Here is a 2122-nt window from a genome sequence, read left to right as displayed (position 1 = left end):
AGGATTAGATACAGTGCCAATACCGGGTAATACACCAACAGAGAAAATTTCGTCTTTAATGAGAGATACAGGAACAATGGCATATCGTTTAAATAAACCACTAACTGTCCGTCTATTTCCCGTTCCAGGACTCAATGCCGGTGATTTAACTTCTTTTGAGAGTGATGACCTTTGTAATTGTGCGGTTCTTGCCGTCCCTTAATTAAAGGTGAGTATACAATTATCCATTCAAGTCATTCAAAAGGATAAAAAATAGCTTGCTCGGTTCCGCTCCGCTGCACATTGTAGTAAACAATGAACAGCCTCTTAATGAGGCGTTGGTATGACTCCCCACGTCAAGTTAAATACACTGATCCTTGTTCATTAATTAAGAACCTTACTTTCACTTTTCAAATTAAGTGAGTTAACGCATAGAATGAAGCAAGTAATTTCGTCGGTTATCATGCTGATATTCGTGGATTACTAACCTGTTGGCTAGCAGCGCCTACCTTACTCATTTCGTCGTGGCACCTGTCTTCAGTCTATGTTCGTGGTCCAATAGCCGTTAGGCTATTGCCATCCTAACGCCGTCGGTGGTTGTGCCACACCCGATGCTTGATCCCATGCGCTAACTCAAAACCTTTTTTTAGAACATTTCTCATGCAGGCATCCTTGCTAAACGTAACTTCACATCAACAACAGGCAATACAACTTCACGCGAGATTGCCCAGATGTAGGCAATCATCTCCCGAGCAATCGCCGTCACCACCACATTTCGATGCTTACCTTTGTGCATTAAGCGATTGTACCTTCGGCACAACCTTAACTGTGCTTGCCATGCCATCTCGATAATTTCTTTACTTAAGCCTTCCTGCCTTAGTTGCATTTCTTTAGATATATTGGCGTTGTGTTTATACGAATGTGCACCTTCGACCAATAGTCGTCTTGCACGGCTGTTACCACATTTGGTAATAGCACCTAAGTGACGTTTACCGCCACTTGAATGTTCACTCGGTACCAGGCCGAGATAACTCATTAATTTTCTTGGGTGGTCAAAGCGTGTTAAATCACCTAATTCGGCGATAACACCCGTTGCTACTAATAATCTAACCCCACGCAGTGCTTGTATTGCTTTAACAACAGGATAATACCGCCAACTTTTAACTTGATGTGTTAATTCATTATCCAGTCTTTTTAAGCGCTTTAGTCGTTCAGTAATTGTTGAAACGGCTTCCTGTAAAACAATTTGCTGACAGGGATGGGGTAATACCAATTCAGCGAGCCAACGTAAATGCTGTAATGACCAGTTATCTTTGATTTTGCTGTTAATGTTGTTGCGTAGTAATAATGCTTTAAGCTGGTATTTAGCATCCTTTAAGTCTTTCATCGCCGTTTCTCGCGAGCGGGATAAGTCCCGTACGGCTTCATCCTCTGGCTCAGGAACATAAATGGGTGTTAACGCTTCTGATTTAAGCAATTTAGCGAGTTTGAGCGCATCACGTTTGTCCGTTTTAATACGTTCACCTGGTTTTTTAGGGATAAGCGAAGGCGCGATGACATAACAACAATGATGAAGACTGGTCAGTAAACGGTAAATCCAATAGCCACAAGGACCCGCTTCATAAACAAAATGCAGTGTCGCGTCAGGGTATTTTGATTGTAATTGTCTGGCGAGTTTCTTAAAGGCTGCTTTATTACTGAGAATTTTACCTAAATGCGTTGATTTAGCACCACGTTGGTCTTCGATGTAAGCCACTTCAGTAAATGTTTTATGAGTATCTAAGCCAATGAAAAGTATGTTATGTTTTATCATGCTAGCCTCTGTTTTATATTGTTGACACATATATTATGGCTCTGGTTTGTAAAACTAACCCACGGTCAGAGGCTAGCACCTCGTGGGGAGTCATTGTGTCTATGTGTCACATCTAACACGGAGAGTAGTTTGAAAAATCCTACAGGGACAAAAAATAATCATCGTGGCACTTTTTTAATGAATGGTGGTTTAACCCATGTGAGGTATGATCACAAAAGTCGTCCATCCAAAATTGATATTAAATGCCCAAATTGTAGTTCTTTAGCAATTGCTAAAGATGAAGAAGTAGGTGACTCTTTATTTGTCGGTGATATGTCATCAAGCTTTAAA

Annotated in this window: 3 protein-coding genes; 2 read left to right on the top strand and 1 reads right to left on the bottom strand. The window is 41.0% G+C overall.

From position 1 onward, the window contains the following. A partial coding sequence (locus HRT96_RS21880; RefSeq protein WP_293160828.1) for a DUF711 family protein occupies positions 1–202 on the top strand: 202 nt, incomplete at its 5' end. A gap of 435 nt (positions 203–637) precedes the next feature. On the opposite strand, the gene HRT96_RS21875 is transcribed toward HRT96_RS21880, so the two are convergent. Further along, positions 638–1792 carry an IS110 family transposase gene (locus HRT96_RS21875; RefSeq protein ID WP_293160825.1) on the bottom strand — a complete coding sequence of 385 codons (1155 nt, stop codon included), beginning with the start codon at positions 1790–1792 and terminating at the stop codon, positions 638–640. 129 nt (positions 1793–1921) lie between these two features. Between HRT96_RS21875 and HRT96_RS21870 the strand changes: the two genes are divergently transcribed. Further along, positions 1922–2122, top strand: a 201-nt coding sequence (locus HRT96_RS21870; RefSeq protein ID WP_293160822.1) for a hypothetical protein, incomplete at its 3' end; no start/stop codon positions are given.

The sequence above is a fragment of the Moritella sp. genome (assembly GCF_013215705.1).
Lineage (GTDB): Bacteria > Pseudomonadota > Gammaproteobacteria > Enterobacterales > Moritellaceae > Moritella.
This window is presented reverse-complemented; position numbering and strand designations above follow the sequence as displayed.

Excerpts from the sequence above, each read along its gene's own strand:
- HRT96_RS21875 (WP_293160825.1), bottom strand. The coding sequence starts at position 1,792 with ATGATAAAACATAACATACTTTTCATTGGCTTAGATACTCATAAAACA.